At 55.0% G+C, this 22,111-nt stretch carries 20 protein-coding genes; 15 read left to right on the forward strand and 5 right to left on the reverse strand.

The features are described from left to right. Positions 1 to 42 precede the first annotated feature (42 nt). On the reverse strand, positions 43 to 1,245 hold the full coding sequence (locus RGW60_RS06075; RefSeq protein ID WP_322206855.1) for an MFS transporter: 1,203 nt from the start codon (positions 1,243 to 1,245) through the stop codon (positions 43 to 45). A gap of 222 nt (positions 1,246 to 1,467) precedes the next feature. Then, on the reverse strand, positions 1,468 to 3,057 hold the full coding sequence (locus RGW60_RS06080; protein WP_322169417.1) for an ABC-F family ATPase: 1,590 nt from the start codon (positions 3,055 to 3,057) through the stop codon (positions 1,468 to 1,470). Between the two features lie 365 nt (positions 3,058 to 3,422). Between RGW60_RS06080 and RGW60_RS06085 the strand changes: the two genes are divergently transcribed. From RGW60_RS06085 to RGW60_RS06150, 14 genes are all read left to right on the forward strand, one after another. Beyond that, positions 3,423 to 4,124, forward strand: coding sequence for a glutathione S-transferase family protein (locus RGW60_RS06085; protein WP_322203036.1), 702 nt, complete (start codon positions 3,423 to 3,425; stop codon positions 4,122 to 4,124). Between the two features lie 133 nt (positions 4,125 to 4,257). Then, complete coding sequence (locus tag RGW60_RS06090) at positions 4,258 to 4,821, forward strand: TetR/AcrR family transcriptional regulator (protein ID WP_322203038.1); 564 nt, start codon at positions 4,258 to 4,260, stop codon at positions 4,819 to 4,821. Between the two features lie 737 nt (positions 4,822 to 5,558). Further along, positions 5,559 to 5,885 carry a hypothetical protein gene (locus RGW60_RS06095; RefSeq protein ID WP_322203040.1) on the forward strand — a complete coding sequence of 109 codons (327 nt, stop codon included), beginning with the start codon at positions 5,559 to 5,561 and terminating at the stop codon, positions 5,883 to 5,885. 488 nt (positions 5,886 to 6,373) lie between these two features. After that, complete coding sequence (locus RGW60_RS06100) at positions 6,374 to 7,225, forward strand: transporter substrate-binding domain-containing protein (protein WP_322203042.1); 852 nt, start codon at positions 6,374 to 6,376, stop codon at positions 7,223 to 7,225. Positions 7,226 to 7,278: 53 nt separating this feature from the next. Continuing rightward, positions 7,279 to 7,941, forward strand: coding sequence for an amino acid ABC transporter permease (locus RGW60_RS06105; protein WP_322203044.1), 663 nt, complete (start codon positions 7,279 to 7,281; stop codon positions 7,939 to 7,941). A gap of 10 nt (positions 7,942 to 7,951) precedes the next feature. Beyond that, on the forward strand, positions 7,952 to 8,614 hold the full coding sequence (locus RGW60_RS06110; protein ID WP_322169466.1) for an amino acid ABC transporter permease: 663 nt from the start codon (positions 7,952 to 7,954) through the stop codon (positions 8,612 to 8,614). Next, positions 8,611 to 9,399: an amino acid ABC transporter ATP-binding protein gene (locus RGW60_RS06115; protein ID WP_322203046.1), complete on the forward strand. Its 789-nt coding sequence runs from the start codon at positions 8,611 to 8,613 to the stop codon at positions 9,397 to 9,399. The genes RGW60_RS06110 and RGW60_RS06115 overlap by 4 nt, the downstream gene beginning before the upstream one ends. A gap of 53 nt (positions 9,400 to 9,452) precedes the next feature. Then, positions 9,453 to 9,845 (forward strand): RidA family protein, encoded by a 393-nt coding sequence (locus RGW60_RS06120; RefSeq protein WP_322203048.1) that lies wholly within the window; start codon positions 9,453 to 9,455, stop codon positions 9,843 to 9,845. Positions 9,846 to 9,947: 102 nt separating this feature from the next. Beyond that, positions 9,948 to 10,712, forward strand: coding sequence for an IclR family transcriptional regulator (locus RGW60_RS06125; RefSeq protein WP_322203050.1), 765 nt, complete (start codon positions 9,948 to 9,950; stop codon positions 10,710 to 10,712). A 34-nt stretch (positions 10,713 to 10,746) separates the two neighbouring features. After that, positions 10,747 to 11,973, forward strand: coding sequence for an amino acid deaminase (locus RGW60_RS06130; RefSeq protein WP_322203052.1), 1,227 nt, complete (start codon positions 10,747 to 10,749; stop codon positions 11,971 to 11,973). 21 nt (positions 11,974 to 11,994) lie between these two features. After that, positions 11,995 to 12,954 carry a sugar kinase gene (locus RGW60_RS06135; RefSeq protein WP_322203054.1) on the forward strand — a complete coding sequence of 320 codons (960 nt, stop codon included), beginning with the start codon at positions 11,995 to 11,997 and terminating at the stop codon, positions 12,952 to 12,954. A gap of 202 nt (positions 12,955 to 13,156) precedes the next feature. After that, positions 13,157 to 14,074, forward strand: coding sequence for a DUF4123 domain-containing protein (locus tag RGW60_RS06140; RefSeq protein WP_322203056.1), 918 nt, complete (start codon positions 13,157 to 13,159; stop codon positions 14,072 to 14,074). A gap of 308 nt (positions 14,075 to 14,382) precedes the next feature. Beyond that, positions 14,383 to 15,219 carry a hypothetical protein gene (locus RGW60_RS06145; protein ID WP_322203058.1) on the forward strand — a complete coding sequence of 279 codons (837 nt, stop codon included), beginning with the start codon at positions 14,383 to 14,385 and terminating at the stop codon, positions 15,217 to 15,219. A gap of 30 nt (positions 15,220 to 15,249) precedes the next feature. After that, positions 15,250 to 17,385: a lipase family protein gene (locus tag RGW60_RS06150; protein WP_322203060.1), complete on the forward strand. Its 2,136-nt coding sequence runs from the start codon at positions 15,250 to 15,252 to the stop codon at positions 17,383 to 17,385. A gap of 308 nt (positions 17,386 to 17,693) precedes the next feature. On the opposite strand, the gene RGW60_RS06155 is transcribed toward RGW60_RS06150, so the two are convergent. Beyond that, positions 17,694 to 17,969: a peptidylprolyl isomerase gene (locus RGW60_RS06155; protein ID WP_322169494.1), complete on the reverse strand. Its 276-nt coding sequence runs from the start codon at positions 17,967 to 17,969 to the stop codon at positions 17,694 to 17,696. Positions 17,970 to 18,173: 204 nt separating this feature from the next. Between RGW60_RS06155 and RGW60_RS06160 the strand changes: the two genes are divergently transcribed. Then, positions 18,174 to 19,346 (forward strand): PilT/PilU family type 4a pilus ATPase, encoded by a 1,173-nt coding sequence (locus tag RGW60_RS06160; protein ID WP_322203062.1) that lies wholly within the window; start codon positions 18,174 to 18,176, stop codon positions 19,344 to 19,346. A gap of 10 nt (positions 19,347 to 19,356) precedes the next feature. Here RGW60_RS06160 and RGW60_RS06165 read toward each other — a convergent pair whose 3' ends face one another. Together RGW60_RS06165 and RGW60_RS06170 are read right to left on the reverse strand one after the other, a co-directional pair. Then, positions 19,357 to 21,312: an acetoacetate--CoA ligase gene (locus RGW60_RS06165; protein WP_322203064.1), complete on the reverse strand. Its 1,956-nt coding sequence runs from the start codon at positions 21,310 to 21,312 to the stop codon at positions 19,357 to 19,359. Positions 21,313 to 21,324: 12 nt separating this feature from the next. After that, positions 21,325 to 22,107, reverse strand: coding sequence for a 3-hydroxybutyrate dehydrogenase (locus tag RGW60_RS06170; protein WP_322203066.1), 783 nt, complete (start codon positions 22,105 to 22,107; stop codon positions 21,325 to 21,327). Between the last annotated feature and the right edge of the window lie 4 nt (positions 22,108 to 22,111).

A 22,111-nucleotide genomic window follows, 5' to 3' on the forward strand; every position in this document is an offset into this window, starting at 1 on the left:
ATGGCTGCGGCGCATTAAGCGGGTTTTTCGCGCCCAGACCGATCAATACCGGGGGCGGCGGGACAAACCGATGGTTAGCGCCAACCCGGCCACCGAGAGCAGTGCTGCAGCGAAAAATATCATTGAATATCCAAACCCCAGGGCGATGCTGCCCATCACTGGGCCGGCAATGGCCAGCGCCAGATCGAAAAACACCGCATAGGCACTCAAACCTGCGCCACGACTGGAGTTTGGCACCTGTTTAATCGCCTCGACGCCCAATGCCGGATACACCAGCGATAGGCCGAAACCGGTCATGCCTGCGCCAATCAATGCGAACTCGGTGCTGGGCGAGACCCACAACATGACCAATCCAGCGGTTTCGATGAGCATGCAGGCGATGGCTGCGTTGAAGCCGCCAAAGCGCTTGATGGCGTTGATGAAAATCAACCGCGACAGGATAAAGCAGATGCCGAAGACCGTCAGGCAGTAAGCAGCGCCTTGCCAGCCTCTGCTCAGATAAAACAGGGTGATGAAGGTGGTCAGGGTGCCGTAGCCGATGGACGCCAGGGTCAGGCTCACGCCAAACGGAGCGACGCGGCCGAACACCGCCCAAAACGGCATCCGTTCGCCTCTGATAACGGGCACTGAAGGCTTGTTACGAATCAACACCAACGCCAGTAACGAGATAATCAGCAGCGCAACGCCGAGGCTGACGAAGCCCAGTATGCCGACCATGACCACCCCGATCGGGGCGCCAATGGCGATGGCACCATAGGACGCAATGCCGTTCCAGGAAATCGCTCGGGCAGTGTGCTCGGTGCCGACTTGGCCAATGCACCAACTGATGGTGCCAACGCCGATCAATCCTTGGGCTACACCGAGAAACACGCGCGCGATGATAAGAATCGTCAGGCTTAGGTCGGGCAGGCTTTCAAGCAGCATGGCAGCCAGGGTCATTACGCCGCTGATGACGATCCCGATCAGGCCATAAATGATCGCGCGCTTGGTGCCAATGCTGTCTGCCACACGACCCGCAAGCGGGCGACTTAGCAACGTCGCCAAATATTGCGAGCCCACGGCCAGGCCCGCAATGACTGCACTGAAACCCAGCTGGTCGTGAACGTACCCCGGAATCACGGCAATCGGTAAGCCGATGCACAGAAAGGCAACGAAGGTATAAAACACAATGGAGACGATCTGCAGGGTGATCGCCACGGAACTTGGGGGTGTGACCGAGGAGGGTGCAGGTTGTGCAGCAGACATGTGGCTCATTCGCTGGCAGGCGGTTGGAGTCGGCATGATGGCGTGCGCCGAGGATAAAAGGAAGCTGGCTAACGATTGTTTTGCTTGCCCACTTCCTGCAGGAGGACCGCCACGTAGAGACCCTCCGGCAGCTCCTAAAGAGCACTATCAGATCAAAAAACCCCAAAAAGTCAGGACGGGTGTCCAACTTTTGGGGTGCAGTTCATTCACGCGGGCTTTAAATCAGAACACAACGCCTTGGCTACGCAGGTAGTCATCGTAAGTGCCGCTGAAGTCGACTACGCCGCTTGGGCTTAGCTCGATGATGCGGGTGGCCAGTGACGAGACAAACTCGCGGTCATGGCTGACGAAAATCAACGTGCCTGGATAGTTTTCCAATGCGAGGTTTAACGCCTCGATGGATTCCATGTCCAAGTGATTGGTTGGCTCGTCCATGATCAACACGTTCGGCCGTTGCAAAATCAGCTTGCCGAACAGCATGCGACCTTGTTCACCGCCGGAGATCACTTTGACCGATTTGAGGATTTCGTCGTTGGAGAACAGCATACGGCCCAAGGTGCCACGAACGATCTGCTCGCCGCCCTGAGTCCAACGGCCCATCCAGTCAAACAGGTTGGATTCGTCTTCGAAATCAGATGCGTGATCCTGAGCGTAGTAGCCCAGTTCAGCCGCGTCGGTCCACTTCACTGTGCCGGCGTCCGGCGACAGCTCGTTGACCAGGGTGCGCAACAGTGTTGTTTTACCGATACCGTTCGGGCCGATAATTGCTACGCGTTCGCCTGCTTCAACCACGAAGCTGAAATCCTTGAACAATGGCTTGCCATCGAAACCTTTAGCCATACGCTCGACGATGACCGCCTGGCGGTGCAGCTTTTTATTTTGCTCAAAGCGAATGAATGGGCTGACTCGACTTGACGGCTTGACCTCGGCCAAGTGGATCTTGTCGATTTGCTTGGCGCGGGAGCTGGCCTGCTTGGATTTCGAAGCGTTGGCCGAGAAGCGGCTGACGAACGATTGCAGTTCGTTGATCTGCGCTTTCTTCTTGGCGTTGTCCGATAGCAATTGCTCGCGGGACTGCGTCGCCACGGTCATGTATTCGTCGTAGTTGCCAGGGAACAGGCGCAATTCGCCGTAATCAAGGTCAGCCATGTGCGTACAAACGCTGTTCAGGAAGTGCCTATCGTGGGAAATGATGACCATGGTGCTGTTGCGCTGGGTCAGGATGTTTTCCAGCCAGCGAATGGTGTTGATGTCCAAGTGGTTGGTCGGTTCGTCGAGCAACAGCACTTCTGGATTGGAGAACAACGCCTGCGCCAGCAATACGCGCAGCTTCCAACCCGGCGAGACTTCGCTCATCGGGCCGAAGTGTTGGTCGATGCCAATACCCAAGCCCAACAGCAGTTCACCGGCTCGGGATTCGGCGGTGTAGCCGTCCATTTCGGCGAACTCGGTTTCGAGCTCGGCAACGGCCATGCCGTCAGCTTCGGTCATGTCCGGCAGCGAATAAATGCGATCGCGCTCGGCCTTGACCTTCCACAGTTCTTCGTGACCCATGATCACAGTATCGATCACGGTGAATTCTTCGTAAGCGAACTGGTCCTGGCGCAATTTACCCAGACGTACGTTCGGCTCCAGCATCACCTGCCCGCCCGAAGGCTCCAGGTCGCCACCCATGATTTTCATGAAAGTGGACTTGCCGCAGCCATTAGCGCCGATAAGGCCATAACGGTTGCCGCCGCCAAACTTGACCGAGACGTTCTCGAACAAGGGTTTAGCGCCGAATTGCATGGTGATGTTAGCTGTGGAGATCAAAAGTGTGTCCTGCAAGGAAGCAAAGGCGTAAAGGCTCGAGGGCCCGGCACAATGGCGTTGGGGGCGAACCCAAAACAGCCAAAAAGCGCACGGCCAAAGCAGGTTGAACGCAGAACGCGCAACCCAAAATCAGTCAGTGCGGCTTTAAAGGGGCGTAATAGTAACACTTGGCGCACGGAAGGGCAGCCGGAGACTACGGATCTGAATTTGGGCGTGGCTGCGCGACGTGGTGAAGCAAACACTGCATTCTGATAGAACTGTATCTAACAAACGTTAGATAGGGATTGACTCGAAACTATCTGCTCGTTAATGTCTGGCTACCTAACGGTCGTTAGATAGCCAGCCCTCCAACTCCAGGATCGACCATGACTTCTAAACTTCAACTCTTTACCTCCCCTTCAGCCTTTCCCAACCCGCAGCGTTTGCGGCTATTCATGCATGAAAAGGGCATCGCTGATCAGTTTGACGAGACTGTTTATGATATGGCCCCAGGGGGCGAGCAGCGTGGGTGGCGTCACTTAAACATGAATCCATGGGGCGAGACGCCCACGCTCCAACTGGCGGATGGAAGTTTCATTTCCGAAACGGCTGCCATCGTTCGTTACCTCGACCAGTCCTATCCCGGTCGCAAGATCATGGGGGAGACCGCGCTGGAACAGGGGCTTGATAACATGTGGGATAACCGGGTATGGGTGCACATCCTGTACCGGATCGTGACGTCGTTTCATGTGCTACACACCGGGCTCGGATTCAAACTTGAACTTACCAAGAATGAGGCGTGGGGCGAGCACTGCCGTAAAGAGGCATTGGCCCATGCGGCACTGGTCGATCGCCATCTGTCCGACGGTCGCGAATGGCTGCTGGGCGGCAATGCTCCGACCTTCGCGGACATAACGCTGGCAACCGCCATCGCGTTCTCTAAGTTCCCGGTCAACGCTACGCCGCTGGACGAACGTTTTGAGTTCTTGGCCGCCTACTGGATGCGTTGGCAGAAGCGCCCTAGCTTCCGTGCTGCTTACGCCGATCGCAGCAGTGGCATTCCTGAGCTGGACTCTCTAGCCGAATAACGGTTCTGGCGGGCAGCCCCGGAACCGTCGGGGTCGCCCATTCCGCTTCGGGAAATCGACCTAACAAGCGATAGGTTTCTGATATAGGATGCCGCGCACCTCTGCTACTTCATCCTTTGGACACAGCATCATAATGATTACCAACGCCCGAGAGGCCATCCTGTTGGCCGCCACGAAAATTGCCCAATCACGGGGCTACAATGGATTAAATTTTCGCGACCTTGCCCAAGAGGTAGGGATCAAAGCGGCGAGCATTTACTACCACTTTCCTAGCAAAGCCGATCTTGGCGTTGCTGTTGCCAAGCGATACTGGGAGGACGGCGTAGCAGCGCTTGAAACAATCTACGAACAAAACCCGAACCCGATTGAAGCTCTGCGTCGCTTTCCGGAAATTTTCCGTCGATCACTTGAAGCTGATAATCGCCTTTGCCTGGGCAGTTTCGTGGGTGCCGAAACAGATAGTTTGCCAAGCGAAATGACCAAGGAGATCCAAGCTTTTGCTGATGTGAACATTGCGTGGTTAAGCAAGCTTCTTTTGGCCGCAAAAGTTTGCACGCCGCAGGACAGTGAGGTACGGGCCAGCGCGATTTTTGCAGCTGTTGCTGGCGCTCAGCTCCTCGCAAGAAGCCGGTCGGATATCTCACTTTTCGACGCGTTGATTGATGCTTACCGCGCCTTCGGTCCTCTGCCCGTGTAGATAAAATGAAGGCGGTTTTCTGGGGCGAGAGTGCAGCGGCGTCTGAGATTGACCTATCCAAAATGCGGTTGGAGCTGACGACGGGATGGGCCAGTGACAATAGGCGACAGGTTTTTCAAATTGTCTACGTAAAATCAGAGGACGAAATTTTCACGTCAGCCTGACGTATTGTGAACATTTGGCCCTCTAGTCTATTTTCCATCCAATCCATGCCTCGGGGCGTTTTTGAGATCCTGTCGCATTCCCGTAATAAGGAGCAACAGATGGCAATCGGCGTTATTTCATCATCAATTCCTGTGAACGTTGGCGTAACCGCCGAACATCAAGCCAAATTCAGAGTGACGACCCATTCAGCGTCATCACCCTCGGACCACGCCGTAGCATCAGATTTGAAGAGTATCGCTGGAGCCGCTGCTGATACTGAACAAGAGGGTGGCCCTGACGATCTCCGTGCTCAGGCCATAAATGTCAAGGTTTAGCCATTGCCCTCTTTCCTGTAGTAGTCCCCGGCGTCGGGGACTGGCTGCATTTTTTTAACGTGGTCTGCACTTACTCATTTATTTCGCGCTAACGCTCTTGAACCTGTCTGATTTATTTTCTGACTCTTAAATACGACGGAATTTTCACTTATTACCGACGCAAACAAAACGCTTGCGGCCCTACGCTCTGATTTCGTTCAATCCCTCGCGCTAGGGCCTTTGATGCCTTTGCGTATTTAGCAAAATCAGGAGTTACCGATGTCCATTGGCGCAATCTCAGCTTCTATCTCTGTAAACGGTGGGGTTACTAGCCCCGTTACTGACAAAACGAAAGCGACTGCCGTTACGACTGGAACTTCAGCCACCAGCACCACCGTCAGCGTCGCTGCGGCGGCTTTGAAGGAAGCAACTGAAACATCTGCCGAAACTGCAAAAGAGGCGGGTCTTGGCGATCGTGTGGCTCAACGTCTGATCGACAAGCAGCACTTGGCTTCCGCATCGAACTCTCCAGTGCAAACGCCAGCCAAAGGTACTGTGAACGGTTCAGGACAGATTACGGGCGAGACCATTAATACCAAGGCCTGATTATTACATCAGATGAAACTAGCGACAGTCCTCATGCGCTGAGGACTGTTTATAGTTTCTGAACACGCGAATGTTTCTTCGCTAAACCATTTCAAACCAAGATCCTCTCAGGTAGATAACCTACGTTGACTTCGCCCCGTCACCCTCTGCGTTGGCTCAAACGGGTTCTTACCTGCAAAGCTTCGCTGCTTTAGTTCACTGCCCCCCAAATACGGTGTTGACGAACGCAACTACGCATAAATCGGTCGGACTTAGCGCGTTTGCCCCACTTTGGGGTCTGGCTACACACGTTGTAGCAAACGGTAGCGAGTCATCACATCAAAACCGTCACGTACCCAACGCGTTTACTTGAGTTAGCGCATTGATCTAAAAGCCTTTTTTTACGCGTTTTTTTTGGCCCTGTTCTGTGGCACACTTTCTGCTGTCTATTCCGTTGTTACATACCTTGTTCCGCTATAGCGGAATTTAACCACGGCGGAGTTCATCACATGCATCGCGGACCTTCCTTTTTGAAAGCTTGTGCGTTTGTTCTTGCGGCCACGGCCACGCTTATCAGTTCGGTGCAGGCGGCGGACGCCAGCAAACTCGACAGCGTATTGCAGCGCGGCCATCTGGTGGTGGGTACCGGCAGCACCAACGCGCCTTGGCATTTCCAGGGTGCGGACGGCAAGCTCCAAGGCTTCGATATCGACATCGCGCGGATGATCGCCAAAGGGCTGTTCAACGACCCCAGCAAAGTCGAGTTCGTGGTGCAGTCGTCCGACGCACGGATCCCCAACTTGCTGACTGACAAAGTCGACATTAGCTGCCAGTTCATTACCGTCACTGCCAGCCGCGCCCAACAAGTTGCGTTTACCCTGCCTTACTACCGTGAGGGTGTGGCGCTGTTGCTGCCGATCCAGAGTAAGTACAAGCAAATCGATGACCTGAAAGCTGCCGGTGACGGCGTAACCGTGGCCGTGCTGCAGAACGTCTACGCCGAAGAGTTGGTGCACCAGGCCCTGCCCAAAGCCAAAGTCGATCAGTACGACAGCGTTGACCTGATGTATCAGGCCGTCAATTCCGGCCGTGCCGATGCAGCTGCTACCGATCAGTCCTCGGTGAAATACCTGATCGTGCAGAACCCAGGCCGCTATCGCACCCCCAACTTCGCCTGGAGCCCACAGACCTACGCCTGCGCTGTCAAACGTGGTGATCAGGACTGGCTGAACTTCGTTAACACTGCGTTGCACGAAGCGATGACCGGAGTTGAATTTCCGGCCTATGCGGCCTCTTTCAAACAGTGGTTCGGTGTCGATCTACCGACTCCGGAAATCGGTTTCCCTGTCGAATTCAAATGACTCGGTGAGAACAGGGCAACGCGTCGATTGCCCCGTTCCAGGTACTGCTGACCATGAACTATCAGTTGAATTTTGCCGCCGTCTGGCGTGATTTTCCCAGCTTGCTGTCCGGCCTGGGATTGGGGTTGGAACTGGCGTTGATCTCAATTGCCATTGGCTGCGTCATTGGCCTGATGGCGGCGTTCGCACTGCTGTCGAAGCACCGGATTTTGCGCATCATCTCCTCGGTGTACGTTACGGTGATCCGTAATACGCCGATTTTGGTACTGATCCTGCTGATCTACTTTGCGCTGCCGAGTTTGGGCATCCGCATGGACAAGCTGCCGTCGTTCATCGTCACCCTGTCGCTGTACGCCGGGGCGTATTTGACCGAAGTGTTTCGTGCGGGGCTGTTGAGTATTCACAAGGGCCAGCGCGAAGCCGGGCTGGCAATTGGCCTGAGCGAATGGCAAGTGCGCGCCTATGTGATCATCCCGGTGATGCTGCGCAACGTGTTGCCGGCGCTGTCGAACAACTTCATCTCGTTGTTCAAGGACACCTCGTTGGCGGCGGCGATTGCCGTGCCGGAGCTGACCTACTACGCCCGCAAGATCAACGTTGAAAGCTATCGGGTCATCGAAACCTGGATGGTGACCACAGCGTTGTACGTGGCGGCCTGTTACCTCATCGCCATGGTCTTGCGCTACTTAGAGCAACGCTTGGCGATCCGTCGCTAGGAGGTCTGGTATGTACGAAGCTCATAGTTGGCTGCAAGAACTGTGGATCGCCCGGGAAGCGTTGTTGGCGGGTTTTTTGACCACCATTCAATGTTCAGTCATTGCGATTATCTGCGGCACGGTGATCGGCCTGTTTGCCGGGTTGGTGCTGACCTACGGCAAGCTCTGGAGTCGCCTACCGTTTCGGCTCTATGTCGATCTGATTCGCGGCACTCCGGTGTTTGTGCTGGTGTTAGCCTGCTTCTATATGGCCCCAGCGTTGGGCTGGCAGGTCAGCGCATTTCAAGCCGGTGCGCTGGGACTGACGCTATTTTGTGGTTCCCACGTCGCGGAAATCGTGCGCGGCGCCTTGCAAGCGATTCCTCGTGGACAGCTTGAAGCGGGGAAGGCCATTGGCCTGACCTTTAAGCAGTCACTGGCTTATGTGTTGCTGCCCCAGGCGCTGCGGCAAATCTTGCCGACGTGGGTGAATTCCTCCACCGAGATCGTCAAGGCCTCGACCCTGTTGTCGGTGATTGGCGTTGCTGAATTACTCCTCAGCACCCAACAGGTCATCGCCCGAACGTTCATGACCCTGGAGTTTTACCTGTTCGCCGGATTTCTCTTTTTCATCATCAACTACGCCATCGAGCTTCTTGGACGGCAAATCGAAAAAAGGGTGGCCTTGCCATGACACCGACACACACCGCTACCACCCCAGCGTTGCTGAGCATCGAAGGGCTGCACAAATCCTACGGGCCGGTTGAGGTGCTCAAAGGCGTTGACCTGCACATGCAGCGCGGCAACGTCGTGACCCTGATTGGCTCCAGCGGTTCGGGCAAGACCACCTTGCTGCGCTGCGTCAATTTGCTCGAAGAATTTCAAGGTGGCCATATCCGTCTGGATGGCCAGGACATCGGCTATAGCGATGTCGATGGAAAACGCGTCCGTCATCCTGAAAAAGTCATTGCTCAGCACCGGTCCATGACTGGCATGGCGTTCCAGCAATTTAATCTGTTCCCGCACCTCAGCGCCCTGCAGAACGTTACCTTGGGCTTGCTCAAAGTCAAAAAACTGCCCAAGGACGAAGCCGTGGCGTTGGCTGAAAAATGGCTGGAGCGGGTGGGTCTGCTGGATCGTCGCAATCACTTTCCGGGGCAACTCTCCGGTGGGCAGCAACAGCGCGTGGCAATTGCCCGAGCAATTGCGATGAACCCGAGCCTGATGCTGTTTGATGAGGTCACCTCGGCACTCGATCCAGAGCTGGTCGGCGAAGTGCTAAGCGTGATCAAAGGCCTGGCCGAGGAGGGCATGACCATGTTGCTGGTCACCCATGAGATGCGTTTTGCCTACGAAGTGTCGGACCACATCGTCTTCATGAATCAAGGCCGCATCGAGGAGCAGGGGCCGCCCAAGGCGTTATTCGAACAACCCAAGTCGGCGCGCTTGAGTGAGTTCCTCAAGAACATCCGTTTTTAATCGGCCAGCCGATTGAGCATTAACCCTTTTAGATAAAACAGCAGGAGACGTTCATGAGCATTACTCGTTATGGCACCGGCAGTACCGCCGGCGGTGGCCAACCCCGTCCTTTCGCCCGTGCCGTTGAAGCCGATGGTTGGCTGTACGTGTCCGGCCAAGTGCCTGCGCAAAACGGCGAGATCATCAATGGAGGGATCGTTGAACAGACTCACCAAACCATGAAGAACCTGATCGCCATCCTTGCCGAAGCCGGGTATGGCCTGGAAGACGTGGTGCGCACCGGCGTCTGGCTCGAAGACCCACGGGACTTCTGGAGCTTCAACAAGGTGTTTTCCGAATATTTCACCAGCGAACATGCACCGGCCCGGGCCTGTGTTCAGGCCAATATGATGGTGGATTGCAAAGTCGAGATTGACTGCGTGGCGTACAAGAAGCCAAAGGTCTGACACCCTGCGCACTGATTGTTCCTGCCTGAGCGTGGGAACCTTCAGTGGGCAGCGTTAAACTGCTCGGCATTCTTACCGACCGCTTAATGGGTAGTGCGCACAATGACCGAAGACACCATCAAACGCCGGGCCAGAGGGCTGGATCGGGCGTTCGATATCCTCGACTTTCTCAAAGAGAAAGGCACGCCGCTACGCCCGAATGAAATCGCGACCGGTATTGGCAGTCCAAAATCTACAGTCTATGAACTGGTCAGCTCGCTGCTTGAGCGGCGGATTCTGGAGACCGTGGGCAGAGACGGGCATGTCTACCTGGGGCGTCAGTTGTACTTTCTCGGGCAAGCGCATTTGCGGCATTTCGACTTCACCCGTGAGGCGGAGGTGTCATTGGCCGAAATCGTCAGCCAAACCCGTGAAACCGCTCAGATGTGTTTGCTCAATGGGCGCAAATACACGGTTGCATTGATGAAGGAAGGTGAGCGGCATTTTCGCATCTCGTCAGACATCGGCGAAAACGCGCCGATTCCCTGGACCGCTTCCGGGCGCTTGCTGCTCAGTCATTTAAGCGATCAGGAAATCAACGACCTCATCGACCCCGAAGACTACGTACTGCCCAGCGGCGAGCTGCTGCCCATTGAAACCTTTCTGCGGGAGATTCGTAAGGCAGGTGAAGACGGGTTTTTTTCCTTCGACAGCGTGGCCGATACCTTCACCCATTGCTTCGCCGCGCCGGTCAAGGACGAACGGGGCGTTTGCGTCGCCACCTTGTGCATCGTCGCCCCCCGTGCGGATGCCAAAAACAATTACAGCGATTACCGTCGGGTGCTGATCGACAGCGCCAACGGTCTTGCGCGCCGAGTCAACGAATAGCGCGGCTCGCGTCGCGCTGATCAGGAGAACAGTCATGAGTTTTGCAACGGCCGACTTGAACGCTACCGCAGTAGAAAAGGGCGCTGCCGCGCCGGGCGACAGCCTGGTTCGCGACGTCAGCCTGCCCGCGTTGGTGATTCATCAGCAGGCGCTGGAACATAACATTCGCTGGATGCAGGCCTTCGTCAGCAACAGCGGTGCCGAGTTGGCACCCCATGGCAAAACCAGCATGGTCCCGGCGCTGTTTCGCCGCCAACTGGAAGAGGGCGCCTGGGGCATAACCCTGGCCACCGCCGTGCAGACCCGCGCCGCCTATGCCCATGGCGTGCGTCGGGTGTTGATGGCCAATCAACTGGTCGGGACGCCGAACATGGCGTTGATCGCGGATTTGCTCGATGACTCGATGTTTGATTTTCACTGCATGGTCGATCACCCAGACAATGTTGCAGCGTTGGGCGAATACTTCGGCGGACGCGGCCTGCGCCTGAACGTAATGATCGAATACGGCGTGCATGGCGGCCGTTGTGGCTGCCGCACCGAGCAAGAAGTGTTGGCGCTGGCTGAATCCATCGCCGTCCAACCGGCGCTGGCGTTGACCGGAATCGAAGGCTACGAAGGCGTGATTCATGGTGACCAGGCCATTGCCGGCATCAAAGCCTTTGCCGCCTCATTAGTGCGGTTGGCGGTAGAGCTGCAAGACAAAGGCGCCTTTGCCTTGACCCGGCCCATCGTCACTGCCTCCGGTTCGGCCTGGTATGACCTGATCGCCGAAGCCTTCGACGCCCAAGCGGTTCGCGAGCGTTTTCTCAGCGTGCTGCGTCCCGGCAGCTATGTGGTGCATGACCACGGCATTTATAAAGACGCGCAATGCTGCGTGCTGGACCGTCGCAGCGAACTGAGCGAGGCATTACGCCCCGCGCTGGAAGTCTGGGCCCACGTGCAATCAATGCCGGAACCGGGTTTTGCGGTGATCGCCATGGGCAAGCGCGACGTGGCCTTCGACGCTGGGTTGCCAAACCCTTTGCTGCGCTACCGCCCCGGCGTATTACCTGCAAAAGGGGATGATGTCAGCGCCTGCACCGTGACAGCGGTCATGGACCAGCATGCATTCATGACCATCGCGCCCGGTTGCGAACTGAAGATTGGCGACATCATTTCCTTTGGCACCTCCCATCCTTGCCTGACCTTTGATAAATGGCGCTCAGGCTGCCTGGTGGATGAAAACCTGAACGTAATCGAAACGCTGAACACCTGTTTCTAGACCGAGGAGCTTGCACGTCCGATGAGCGCATTGATCAGTCACCATCACCCGCGCATCGCCTTGATCGGCGAATGCATGATCGAGCTGCAACAGCACGCCAACGGCACCCTGCAACAGAGTTTTGGTGGCGACACCTTAAACACAGCGGTGTACGTGGCGCGCATGCTCGGCGGCACGTCCCAAGTGGATTACGTCACCGCATTGGGCGACGACAGCTTCAGCGATGCCATGTGCCAAGTCTGGGCTGACGAACAAATCGGCCTGAGCCGGGTTCAACGTCTACCGGGGCGATTGCCAGGGCTCTATTGCATCCAAACCGATGCCAATGGCGAGCGGCGGTTTTTGTATTGGCGCAACGAAGCCGCAGTGCGCGATTGTTTTACCACGCCAGCAGCCGAGCCGATTCTGGCGGCGCTGGTGGAGTATGACGTGCTGTATTTCAGCGGCATCACCCTGGCGGTACTGGGCGAGCAGGGTCGGGCGCGATTGTTGTCGGTGTTGATCGACGCCCGAGCCCGCGGCGCCCGCGTAGCTTTCGACAACAACTACCGCCCGCGACTCTGGGCCAGCGTCGAACAGGCGCGCGAGGCCTATCGGGCGGTATTGCCGCAGGTGGATTTGGCATTGTTGACCGAAGACGACGAGCAGGCCTTGTTTGGCTATACCGACTCGGAACAACTGCTGGCGGTGTATCGGGACTTAGGCATCAGCGAAGTAGTGGTCAAGCGCGGGGCCAACAGCTGCTTGGTGGAATCCCAAGGCGAACGCTTCGAGATCCCTGCGCACGCAGTGACTCGGGTAGTAGACACCACCGCAGCCGGCGACTCATTCAGCGCCGCGTATTTGGCCCAACGGCTCAAAGGCGGCAGCCCGGAACAAGCCGCGCACGCGGGGCATCGGCTGGCGAGTTTAGTAATTCAACATCCGGGGGCACTGATCCCCAAAAGCGTGATGCCGGTGCCATTACGTATTGAGTCGTAAGGGTAGGAGTGAACGCGTTCGCGATGGAGCGCGAAGCGGTCCCAATCGCTGGCAAGCGGGCTATTACAATGGATCGGTGGTCCTGAATCTAGGTTTTCGCTGAATTTAAAGAAGTTTCCTACACGCAACATTGAATTGGATGGCATTTTTTTTTGGCGTCATCGCCCAGAGTCAGTCCTTACGTTGAAACAAGGAGTGACGAATGTCTTATCTGGCAGATACCCAAAAAAACGCCACAAATTTAACGGGGGACCAACAAAATAATCTTTTAAAACTCTCGTTCCCCAATCAATGGATCTCCGAGCAGACTCGACTCGCGCGCCCGACGTATTTGATTCTTAACTCAGATGGTGAACAGGAAAATCTCCAAGCGCTACTGACCCAGCAACCCACACCAGAGCACATTAATGTCTACAGTCAAACACCCATAAGCAGCATGGCGGCAGGACCGTTCATCTTCAAAATCAGCAGCACCATTAGGCCGCTGCTCACTTCATTGCTCGCAACCCCCGAGTGCAACTGGGGCTGGCTGGTCAGCTGCAAAGGCGACCAGATTGCGGCCATGGCCGACCATTGGCGCGCACGCATTATCATCGGCCAACGGCCTGAGCAATCGCTGTACCGATTCCACGACAACCGCGTGATCGCGCGGGCATTGAACCATCTTGAACTTGAATCACTGCCCCAATACCTCGGACCAATCGCTGGCCTTTGCTATTGGAATGGACAGGACTGGGCTGCGGCGGAAAATCCGAGTCCTGGTATCTACCCGGTGCCGGCAAATCCGGCTTGGCTGACGGTTCCGGTGCCGGCAAAGAGTTTGAGGGCAGTCCTGCGTCACAATATTGAACTCTATCTTCGTGGGAAACATGCTCTAGAGACATACGAACTGGAACAAAGTATGCCTGTCAGTGATTGGTTAGATATACAACTAGACATGGCAGAGCAGTGGGGGTGGGTTGCGCCGGAGAAGTTGCTGTTTTTAATAACGCAACGCCTCAAAGAAGAGAAAGGAAAGATTATTCAAGACTGGCTCCCACTACAGGGCGAGGCGCCGCAGTTACATTTCGATCGGCTTTATAAAGAAGCGGAATATTGGTCCGATGAGAAATTGCAGTAATGCTAGTCAGGATTAATGACGGCGAATGGAGTGGTTTAGTTTAACGAAAATACAGACGTTTATCGTGGCGCTGTGTATATTTCTGAATCCGGTGACCTTGAGTATTGGCGGGCTAGCTTGGTTTGGAAATGCTTTAAGTAATAGACCATGTCCCTATGGTGGCTCGCAGGTTATATTGAAGTACATCATCCAACCGAAAAGCCTGCTGGACTCCTATGGTTTGAGCATTCCGTTGGAATAAGCGCACTTCCGACGGTGATTATTTTGGATATGTTAACGCTTCCAAAAGACTCTCACGGCTGCGCTCCATGGCACGAGGCTATATTTTGAAAAAGCGTGGAAGTTTTATAACTGTAGATAAAGCTAAAAATTGCTTCAAGCACGTTGCAGGTGTTTGTACTCTCCTGCTTGTAAGCGGTTGTAGCGACACGGGTAAGGATCAGTTTACGTTAAAAACGGAAATGCCTGCCAATTTTAAACTTCAAGCGGATGCCCACTATGTGCCGGCTACTGGGGAGGTGTGTACTGCGCGGCGTCGAAAAAATGGACGTCTCATAGACAAGAAACGCTTCATAAGCGAAGTGCAGGATTCTCAATATACGGCGGTTTTCAATATTCCTTTGGCGATAGTGGAGAATAATTGTCCGTTGGTATTGGATGGGTTGAAGCTGGATGTTGAGGGTCGATGGGGGCCAGGCCGGTGGGACCTCGATGGAGATATCGCAGGCATCTCATTTCGTGACGGAGCCCCTGTCGATAACGTGAAATCTGGCAGTATAGAAAACACACTTTATAATGGCGAATGTCAGTGGTTTTTTAGGACTGCGGGACCTGAGCGCTACATTATAAAAGTTCTGAGATGCCGAGCTATTGATAGTAACGGTGAGGTCCTAAAGCATTCTGCGGGGGGTATTCTTCGTCGCGATACATTAGGTGGAAAAACAATAAGCATGGGTTTTAAAGTGGCCGATAGTGAAAAGCCTTATTTTAATAAATATTGGTTTAAAACTGTGGCCGGCTGGAAGCCCTGCGACGGACATTGGGGCCGTGCTATGGAGGAGGTGTGCTTATCCCCACCTCAATTTAAAAACTTCAAGATGCCTGATGGCCGTGATTGCAGCGTGTATCCAAATTGCACTGAATAAGGAGTATTAATGTGAACGGTCGAGATCAATATGTTCCGTTTTTTGAAAGTAAAAAGACTTGCCTGTCCATTGCGTGGGCAGCGAATAAGCTTTCAGCTGGTGGACGAAGTTGGAAGCGGGAAAACCTACGGCGGACTAGCTTATAAGATAATCGACAGCGTAGGTCAGAACTACGATGGTATTTTAGATGCGCAAGGATCTGCTGTTCTGGATGGTTGCTATCTAGGAATGGTTATTTTAACGCTAAATGAGGTCTGCACGGAAGTTGAAGGTTATTATAAAGATCTGACGGCCCGTGAATATTATCCACTTCCTATTACTGAGCTCCAAGTGCGGGCTGAAGAATCCCGGTTCATTAATAACGACGGTTCACGTGTCGAAAATAATCCAGCGCAAGTAAACGCTGATGAGTTTTTTCACGTTGAGGTCAGAGATTTAGTCGAGCAAGCAGCTCACCTACCGCCTTTGGTAACGCGTGCCCGCGTTCCGCGGTTAGCTCATTTGAGATGGCCGGAAGCGGCCAACGGGAAAGAACAAGAGCGATGGGGCGTTATTCTGATGCCTAACAAACATACGGTTCTGGAGGTTCGACCATTGCGGGCTTTGCGGCCAATCCTTTCAACCGATAACGAATTCTGCGCCCTGAATCTCTACCAACTGGCACTGATGTCCACCTTGACTTACGTCGGCTTTGGGCAGAATCCTTCGGAGAAACCCGTAGAACGGGTTAGCTTCCCGTTTAGTCCGACTCCGGGCAATTTTTTCGGAGACGCCCTCGCCAGTTACAAAGAAATCTGGCGTGTAAACGACGATCAAACGGACGCGTATTATCCGTTGTACGAAGACGTGCCTTACTCAAAACGGTTTGAAGTCTTGCCGTTCAATCCAAGGCTCTATGAGCAAAATCTTCCCGAGAAAGGGGATAAGCAAGAGCACCCGGCTAACCAGCATTTTTTTGATGACACTGACCTTGAAGAAGATACCGATACTCAGGCCTATATAACCCATCACGATGAAATTATCGTTATCGCAGTGAGGGGTACTCAGGAGGCAGCTGACATGTTCAGGGATGCCGATGCGTTGCAAGTTCCATTTGAAGGTGGCGATGAGCGAGTACACCGGGGGTTTTATGGTGCTTACCTTGCGCTCCGCAATTTTGTAAACCGTTATCTGTCTCGATTTCACTTCGGACAGAAAGTGATTATCTGTGGACACAGCTTGGGTGGTGCAATTGCTACTTTGTTGGCGGAAGCGTTACGCCGTTCAAAAAAATACGACGTTCTCCTCTACACCTACGGCGCACCTCGAGTCGGAGACACCGCATTTGTCGATAGCGCCTCAGAGCTCGTCCATCACCGCATCGTCAACCACAACGACCCTGTTCCAAGCGTGCCTTTGCCATGGATGAATGTAAGAACGGAGGAATTAATAGGCTTGGCGGTTATACCGTCCGGCTGGGTGGGGATACCTACTGCGATGGTGCGAACCAGCGGTGACCCTTATGAGCACCATGGCAAGCAGCAGCATTTCATGCCGATAAAGCTAAATGACGGTGAGAAGTCGTCGGTGCTATGGGATCCCGGCTGTGACTCCATTGAGGGCGCAGCGATTTGCACGTATTTGCAGAGCCAGCAAACCCGTCAGTACGACGGTGGTGATATGCCAAAGCGAGACGGGCTTATCCAGCAATTACTAGAGAGTAGCGATCACCGGATGGTCGTGAGCTATATACCGTTTACCTGGGCTACTTTACGTCGCTGGCAAGAGACGCAGTTGGCCGGTCAAACGGTTGTCACCGACAGAGAATACCGCGTAATCGAAAAGGCTATAACGCAGCTGGGAGATGCGCTCAAACAAAAAGAAACTCATTCCTATGACTTGCCTCGCGGTTTGCGCTCAATGGCAGAAATTGCCAGCCTGAGGGACGAGATTTACCGTTTGAACACGACCCTTGAGCGTTTGAAAAAATTGAATGCGTCCAAGCTCAAACTAGCCGATGTGTACGGAAGTGCGGCGCAGTCGGAAAATATTGAAGGCAGTTTAAAGCGCTGGACTGCTCATAAAGAAAACGTCGCACGCGTGCAGTTGGCAATGATCCCTTCACGACCTGACGATGTATATATCGCCGGGGTTTATCAGGATCGTGATTTAGATTCGAGGGGGTAGGGTCATCTGTGAAAGACAATTCATAAACAGCCTGTAGAAGCTGCCGAAGGCTGCGAAGCCGCTACGACTCTAAGATTCAATTGACAGGGATGATAGCAAGCAGCCGTAGATGCCGTGGGAGCAGGCTTGCCTGCGAAGAGGCCGGTCATCGCGCCGCTGATGTCGACCCAAAATGTGGGTCGCCTGCATTGGCACTTTCGTTGGCAAGCCAACTCCCACAGAGACTTCGGTAGACACGACAGGGTCGGTGCCGAAGACGTGGCGGACCCTCCTACAAAACCGCGTGTTTGCTGCGCCACAGACGACGTTCAATCCCGATAAAACACTTGAACCAAGTGATACCCGAACTTGCTCTTAATCGGCCCATGTATCACCCGAACCGGTTTTTTGAATATCACCGAATCAATCGCGCCGACCAGTTGCCCTGGCCGAACTTCGCCCAGGTCGCCGCCGCGTTTGCCTGAGGGGCAGGTGGAGTATTTTTTGGCTAATACGTCGAACGCCTCGCCCTTGGCAATACGTTGCTTGAGCTGTTCGGCCTCTTCGGCGGTTTTCACCAGGATGTGGCGGGCGAGTGCTTTCATGGTGCGGACGGTCCTGAAAAAAACGGTGGCTATTATGCCTGTGCTCGGGACGGATTGATTGTTTCTGCCGACAGGTGTGCAAGAACTGCAATATCGGTTTGCGCCCGGCCCTTTATCCATCCAAGCTACAGGCTTTCGTCGGCGATCTAATCCTCATCTACTGCTGACGCTTTATTATTTTTCTTTTTCGTGTGGATGTTGCTCATGGATTTCCAAGCGCTGTTGAAAATTCTGGCCAACCAGGACGGATCGGACCTTTTCCTGTCTACCGGTGCGCCACCCTGCGCCAAGTTTAATGGCGTACTTAAGCCGCTGAGTACCGAGGCCTTGAAGCCTGGCGACGTGGCCAGCGTTGCCGACAGCATCATGGATGCCGAGCAGCGGCTTGAGTTTGAGCGCGAGTTGGAGATGAACCTTGCGGTGTCACTGGCGGGCATCGGTCGATTTCGGATCAATATTTTTAAGCAGCGCAACGAAGTGTCGATCGTGGCGCGCAACATCAAGCTGGAGATTCCGCATTTCGAAGATTTGAAATTACCGCCAGTGTTGCTCGAAGTGGTCATGGAAAAACGCGGGCTGGTGCTGGTCATAGGCGCCACCGGTTCGGGTAAGTCGACGTCGCTGGCGGCGATGATTGATTATCGAAATCGCAACAGTGGCGGCCATATCATCACCATTGAAGACCCGGTGGAGTATATCCATCGGCACAAGAAGTCGATCATTAATCAACGTGAAGTGGGCGTAGACACCCGCAGTTTTCACGCGGCGTTGAAGAACACGTTGCGGCAGGCGCCGGACGTTATTTTGATTGGCGAGATCCGTGACCGCGAAACCATGGAGCATGCGCTGGCGTTTGCCGACACCGGCCACTTGGCTATCTCAACGTTGCACGCGAACAACGCCAACCAGGCACTGGACCGTATCATCAATTTTTTCCCGGAAGATCGTCGCCAGCAGTTGCTGCATGATTTGGGCAATAACCTGAAGGCATTCGTGTCCCAGCGACTGGTCAAAACCCTGGACGGCAAACGCCGTGCGGCGGTGGAAGTCATGCTGGGCACGCCAACCATTCTTGATTTTATTCAGCGCAATGAACTGACTGAACTCAAGGGCATCATGGAGAAGTCCACCAACCTGGGGATGCAGACGTTTGACGGTGCGCTGTTTGACTTGGTGGCCGAGGGCGCGATCAGTGAGGAAGAAGCACTGAAAAACGCCGACTCCAAAAACAACGTACGTCTGCGTCTTAAACTGTTCCGTGAGAAAGGTGCGCCCACCCAGATCACCTCGGCACCCGCCGCCCCCGAGCCCGCCTTAGAATCGACCATGGCGAACTGGGGGCTGGTGGATGAAGAAGGCGGTGCGTTCAAGCCGTAAGTACAGTGGCTTAGTTCGCCAGTTCTTCCCGGTCACGAAACTGCTCTAAGGCAACCGGATTGGCCAGGGCGTCGGTATTTTTTACCGGTTGCCCGTGGACCACATTACGTACAGCCAGCTCTACAATTTTTCCGCTGATGGTGCGAGGAATGTCCGAAACCACGACAATCTTGGCCGGCACATGCCGTGGCGTGGTATTGGCGCGAATCACGTCACGAATGCGCTGCTCCAGCTGCGGGGTCAGTGTCAGCTCATCCTGTAAGCGAACGAAGAGCACCACGCGCACGTCATCTTTCCAGTGTTGGCCAATGGCGACGCTTTCCATCACTTCGGCAACCTTGTCCACTTGGCGATAGATCTCCGCCGTGCCGATTCGCACGCCACCAGGGTTAAGCACTGCGTCTGATCGGCCGTGGATGATCAGGCTGCCACGGGCGGTTTCTTCGGCGTAGTCACCCTGAGCCCAAACTCCCGGAAACTGCGTGAAATACGCAGCCTTGAGCCGTTTTTGTTGGGGGTCATTCCAGAAACCGATGGGAATCGCCGGAAAGTGCCGAGTACAGACCAGTTCTCCTTTTTCTGCAATTACCGGTTGGCCTTGGTCGTTCCAGACTTCGACAGCCATGCCCAGGCCCTTGGACTGCATTTCGCCTCGGTACACCGGCAATAACGGGTTGCCGACGGCAAAGCAGGACACGATGTCGGTGCCCCCGGAAATCGACGACAGGCACAGCTCGCTCTTGATCTCGCGGTACACGTAGTCATAGCTGCTTTGTGCCAGCGGCGAGCCGGTGGACAGCATGGCCTTGAGGCGAGTGAAGTGGTGATTCAGCCGAGGTTTGATCGAATGTCTTTCCAGTTCGGCGAGGTATTTGGCGCTGGTGCCAAACACACTGATACCTTCCTCGTCGATCATGTCCATCAAGCGCTGAGTATGTGGAAAGAAAGGGGAGCCGTCGTACAACACCACGGTCGCGCCGAGCGCCAGCCCTGATACTAGCCAATTCCACATCATCCAACCGCAGGTGGTGTAGTAGAACAGACAATCCTCAGGCCCCAGATCAGAATGCAGACCCAGTTCTTTGACGTGTTGCAGCAACACGCCGCCGGTGCTGTGAATGATGCATTTCGGCACGCCGGTGGTGCCGCTGGAATACAGGATGTACAGCGGATGGGCGAACGGCACGGCGACAAAGGTCGGTTCGCCGCCTGCGGTATAAAAATCGTCCCACAACGTGACCTTGGCCGAGGTCTGAAAGTCTTCGGCACGGGCTTGTGGCCGGGAGAAGGGAACAATGATCAGTTGCTGCAAACCTGGCAAGCGTTCAAGAATCTCGTTGACCTTGGCAGTCTTGTCGATGAGTTTTCCGGCGTAACGGTAACCGGCACAGGTCAGCAGTATTTTGGGTTCGATTTGGCCAAAACGGTCGATGACGCCTTGGGTGCCGAAGTCCGGTGACGAGCAGGACCAAATTGCCCCGAGACTGGTGGTGGCGAGCATGGCCACCAGTGTTTGCCAGGTATTGGGCATGCACGCCGCGACGCGATCACCCACGCCGATCCCTGCGTTGCGCAAGCTTTGCTGCAAGCCGGCCACCTGCTCGGCTAGCTCGGCGTAGGTCAATTGGGTGCGCTGGCGATCTTCGCTGATGGAAATAATCGCTGGGTAATCGTCGCGACGGCGCAACAGGTGTTCGGCAAAATTCACTGTCGCGCCCGGAAACCATTGGGCGCTGGGCATCTGTGGACCTTCGATGAGCACGCTGTCGGGTGGCGCATGGAACCTGATATCGAAGGTGTCAACGATGGCCTGCCAGAAATCCTCGCGTTGGTCGATGCTCCACTGATGCAGTGACGGGTAGTCGGTCAGCTGCAGGCCATGGCGTTGATTGACCCGACGCCGAAAGTCGTCCATACGACTCGCTTTTATGCGTTGCGCGCTGGGGGTCCAAAGTATTGCAGTCATGACCCACTCCGTTTATTGCGCCAACCAACCGCCATCGATATTCCAAGCAGCTCCGCGTACCTGGCTGCCGGCTTCGCTGCACAGAAACAGCACCAACTCGCCCAACTGCGGGGGGGTGACGAACTCCAGCGAGGGCTGTTTCTCGGCCAGCAAGTCGTGCTTGGCTTTTTCCAGGTTGCCATCTGCCGCGCCTCGGGTGTCGATCTGTTGCTGCACCAGCGGGGTCAGCACCCAGCCGGGGCAAATGGCGTTACACGTGACATTGCTGGTGGCGGTTTCCAGTCCCACCACTTTGGTCAACCCGATCACGCCGTGCTTGGCTGCGACATACGCGGCCTTGCCGGTAGAACCAACCAGGCCGTGGACCGAAGCGATGTTGACGATTCGGCCCCAGCCCTTGGTGCGCATGCCAGGCAGGCACAGGCGAGTGCTGTGAAAGACCGAGGACAGGTTGATGGCGATGATCGAATCCCAGCGCTCCACCGGGAATTCCTCTACTGGCGAGACGTGCTGAATGCCCGCGTTGTTGACTAGAATGTCGATGCCGCCGAATTCGCGATCGCCGTAGGCGACCATGTCGGCGATCTGTATCGGGTCACTGACATCGGCGGGGTGGTGGCCGACTTTACCGCCGTCCTTGCCTGCTGCCGCAACCACATCAGCCATTACCGCCGAAGCGTCGCCGAAGCCATTGAGAATCACGTTGGCGCCAGACTTGGCCAGGCTCAGGGCAATACCCAGGCCGATGCCACTGGTGGAACCCGTAACCAGTGCGGTTTTACCTTGCAGACTCATACCC

The sequence above is a fragment of the Pseudomonas sp. AB6 genome, from assembly GCF_034314105.1.
Lineage (GTDB): Bacteria > Pseudomonadota > Gammaproteobacteria > Pseudomonadales > Pseudomonadaceae > Aquipseudomonas.

Bases quoted from the DNA above. Each gene is read 5' to 3' on its own strand.
- RGW60_RS06075 (WP_322206855.1), bottom strand. From the start codon at position 1,245: ATGTCTGCTGCACAACCTGCACCCTCCTCGGTCACACCCCCAAGTTCC.
- RGW60_RS06085 (WP_322203036.1), top strand. From the start codon at position 3,423: ATGACTTCTAAACTTCAACTCTTTACCTCCCCTTCAGCCTTTCCCAAC.
- RGW60_RS06090 (WP_322203038.1), top strand. From the start codon at position 4,258: ATGATTACCAACGCCCGAGAGGCCATCCTGTTGGCCGCCACGAAAATT.
- RGW60_RS06095 (WP_322203040.1), top strand. From the start codon at position 5,559: ATGTCCATTGGCGCAATCTCAGCTTCTATCTCTGTAAACGGTGGGGTT.
- RGW60_RS06100 (WP_322203042.1), top strand. From the start codon at position 6,374: ATGCATCGCGGACCTTCCTTTTTGAAAGCTTGTGCGTTTGTTCTTGCG.
- RGW60_RS06105 (WP_322203044.1), top strand. From the start codon at position 7,279: ATGAACTATCAGTTGAATTTTGCCGCCGTCTGGCGTGATTTTCCCAGC.
- RGW60_RS06110 (WP_322169466.1), top strand. From the start codon at position 7,952: ATGTACGAAGCTCATAGTTGGCTGCAAGAACTGTGGATCGCCCGGGAA.
- RGW60_RS06115 (WP_322203046.1), top strand. From the start codon at position 8,611: ATGACACCGACACACACCGCTACCACCCCAGCGTTGCTGAGCATCGAA.
- RGW60_RS06120 (WP_322203048.1), top strand. From the start codon at position 9,453: ATGAGCATTACTCGTTATGGCACCGGCAGTACCGCCGGCGGTGGCCAA.
- RGW60_RS06125 (WP_322203050.1), top strand. From the start codon at position 9,948: ATGACCGAAGACACCATCAAACGCCGGGCCAGAGGGCTGGATCGGGCG.
- RGW60_RS06130 (WP_322203052.1), top strand. From the start codon at position 10,747: ATGAGTTTTGCAACGGCCGACTTGAACGCTACCGCAGTAGAAAAGGGC.
- RGW60_RS06135 (WP_322203054.1), top strand. From the start codon at position 11,995: ATGAGCGCATTGATCAGTCACCATCACCCGCGCATCGCCTTGATCGGC.
- RGW60_RS06140 (WP_322203056.1), top strand. From the start codon at position 13,157: ATGTCTTATCTGGCAGATACCCAAAAAAACGCCACAAATTTAACGGGG.
- RGW60_RS06145 (WP_322203058.1), top strand. From the start codon at position 14,383: ATGGCACGAGGCTATATTTTGAAAAAGCGTGGAAGTTTTATAACTGTA.
- RGW60_RS06150 (WP_322203060.1), top strand. From the start codon at position 15,250: ATGTTCCGTTTTTTGAAAGTAAAAAGACTTGCCTGTCCATTGCGTGGG.
- RGW60_RS06155 (WP_322169494.1), bottom strand. From the start codon at position 17,969: ATGAAAGCACTCGCCCGCCACATCCTGGTGAAAACCGCCGAAGAGGCC.
- RGW60_RS06160 (WP_322203062.1), top strand. From the start codon at position 18,174: ATGGATTTCCAAGCGCTGTTGAAAATTCTGGCCAACCAGGACGGATCG.
- RGW60_RS06165 (WP_322203064.1), bottom strand. From the start codon at position 21,312: ATGACTGCAATACTTTGGACCCCCAGCGCGCAACGCATAAAAGCGAGT.
- RGW60_RS06170 (WP_322203066.1), bottom strand. From the start codon at position 22,107: ATGAGTCTGCAAGGTAAAACCGCACTGGTTACGGGTTCCACCAGTGGC.